1 protein-coding gene is annotated in these 2,774 nt (G+C 66.4%); it reads left to right on the forward strand.

What is annotated here, in order from left to right; all coding sequences use genetic code 11:
- Window positions 1-2,774 (forward strand): amino acid adenylation domain-containing protein (locus VFZ66_16215; protein HEX6290736.1); only part of this gene is annotated, 2,774 nt, incomplete at both ends.

A 2,774-nucleotide genomic window follows, 5' to 3' on the forward strand; every position in this document is an offset into this window, starting at 1 on the left:
TGTCGTTCGCGCAGCAGCGCCTCTGGTTCCTCGATCAGTTGCAGCCCGGCAGCAGCGCGTACATCATCCCGGCGGTGGTCCGCTTCACCGGGCCGCTCGATGTCGCGGCATTCGCCGCGAGCTTGCAGCGTGTCGTGCAGCGCCATGCGGTCCTGCGCACAACCTATACGCAGGGGGCGGTCGATGGAGCGCCCATGCAGGTGATCGCGCCGGAATCCACGCTGGATCTGCCGCTGCTCGATCTGCAACAGCTTGCTCCTGCGGATCAGATGCGAGAAGTGCAGCGCCTGTCGTCGCAGGCTGCGCAACAGCCCTTCGATCTTGAGCGCGGCCCGCTGCTCCGCTGTACCCTGCTTTGCCTGAGCGCGCATGACCACGTGCTGCTGCTCGTGCTGCATCACATCGTCGCGGATGGCTGGTCGATGGGCGTGCTGAGCCGTGAGGTGGTGACGCTGTACAATGCGCAGCGTGCGGGCCGCGATATGGGCAGCGCTTCGATCCTGCCGGAGCTGCCGGTGCAGTATGCCGACTATGCGCTGTGGCAGCGCGCCTGGTTGCAGGGTGAGGTGCTGGATCAGCAGCTCGCCTACTGGCGACGGCAGCTCGCCGATCTCGCGCCGCTCGCGCTGCCCACCGATCGACCCTACCGGGCGGGGGCGGCTGGCCGGATTGGGACCGTGGCGTTGCGCCTGTCAGCGGCGTTGAGCGCGGCGGTCAAGGAATTGAGCCAGCGGGAAGGTGTGACGCTGTTCATGACGCTGCTGGCGGCCTTCGAGGTGCTCCTGGCGCGGTGGAGCGGCCAGCAGGACATTGCCGTCGGCACGCCGATCGCGGGCCGTACCCGCGCCGAGACGGAGAACCTGATCGGCTTCTTCGTCAATACGCTGGTGCTGCGGATACGTGGTACCGATACGCTTGTATTTTCCTCTCTGCTCCGGCAAGTCCGCGACACCTGTCTCACCGCCTACGCTCACCAGGACGTACCCTTTGAGCTGGTCGTCGAGGCGCTGCATCCGGAGCGCGATCCGTATCGCACGCCGCTCTTCCAGGTCTTTTTTAATATGCTCAACGTCGCGGAGGCGCAGCTCGATCTCACCGGCGTCGCTGCCGAAGTGCTTCCGACACCGGAGACGGAGGCCAAGTTCGATCTCACGCTGTACGTTAAAGAACAGCCCGCAGGTATTCAGTTCGATCTGCTGTACAACGCCGATGTCTTTGATTCGGCGCGGATGGCTGAGCTGCTGGCGCAAATGGAGTTGTTGTTGTCGCAGGTCGTCGCGCAGCCCGACGCGCCGATCGCGAGCTATTCGCTGGTGACGCCCGCCGCCGCGCTTCGGCTGCCCGATCCCCACCAGCCGCTCGTCGCTGATTGGTCGGGCGCGGTCCATGAGTGGTTCGCAGCGCAGGCTCGCCGCACTCCCGATCGTGTGGCGGTGATCGATCCGCGCGAAACCTGGACCTATGGCGACCTTGAGCGGCGCAGTAATCAGCTAGCTAGCTATCTCCACGCCTGTGGCATTCAATCCGAAGAGGTGATCGCGATCTACGGCCAGCGCAGCGCGGCGCTGGTGTGGTCGATGCTGGGTGTGCTCAAGGCGGGCGCTGCCTGGATGATCCTCGACCCAGGCTACCCCGCAGCGCGGCTGGTCGAGTATGTGCGCCTGGCGCGGCCACGCGGCTGGATTCAGCTCGCCGCTCCGTCTACGCTGCCTGAAGCATTGGCTGAGGCGCTGGCCGCGCTGCCGCTGGCCTGCCGTCTGGACGCCACACGCGACGCCGATCTTCTCAGCGCCGCTCTCGGCCATGCTCCGAACATCACGGTCGGCCCCGATCACTTGGCCTACGTGGCGTTTACCTCCGGCTCGACCGGACAGCCCAAGGGGATTCGCGGCACCCACCGCCCGCTGGCGCATTTCGTCGCATGGCACCGGCAGAGGTTTGGCCTGTGCCCCGCCGACCGCTTCAGTATGCTGTCGGGTCTGGCCCATGATCCGCTGCTGCGCGACATCTTCACGCCGCTGTCGATCGGCGCGACGCTCTGTATTCCGGACGAAGAGCACCTGCTTACGCCCGGATACCTCCCGCGCTGGATGGAACAGTCAGCGATCACGGTCGCGCATCTGACGCCCGCGCTCGGCACGCTGCTTAGCGAGGGCGGCGCAGCCCCGCGACCTGACCAGCCCGCTGAGCTGGTGTCGCTCCGCTACCTGTTCTTCGGCGGCGATGTGCTGACGCAGCAGGCGGTGGCGCGGCTTGAGGTGGTCGCGCCTGAGGCAACCTATGTCAATTTCTACGGCACGACCGAGACACCGCAGGCGATGGCCTACTACGTCATCCCAGACGACCAACCGTTGAGAGCAGTGGTGCCGCTGGGCCAGGGCATCGCCGATGTCCAGCTCCTCGTGGTGAACAGCGCCGGGCGGCTGGCTGGTATCGGCGAGATCGGTGAGATCGTCGTGCGCACGCCGTATCTGGCGCAGGGCTACATCGACGACGCAGCGCTGACTGGCGCGCGCTTCCAGCCCAATCCCTTCGCCGAAGGAGCACCCGGCGACGCCAGCGATCGGGTGTATCGCACGGGCGATCTTGGGCGCTACCTGCCCGATGGCAACGTCGAGTTCTGCGGACGCGCCGATCAGCAGGTCAAGCTGCGGGGCTATCGCATCGAGCTGGGCGAGATCGAGGCCGTGCTGCGCCAGCATGAGGCCGTGCGCGACGCGGTGGTGCTGCTGCGCGAGGAGCGCGGCGACACGCGGCTGGTGGCGTATGTGGTC

This window comes from Herpetosiphonaceae bacterium (assembly GCA_036374795.1).
GTDB lineage: Bacteria > Chloroflexota > Chloroflexia > Chloroflexales > Kallotenuaceae > LB3-1.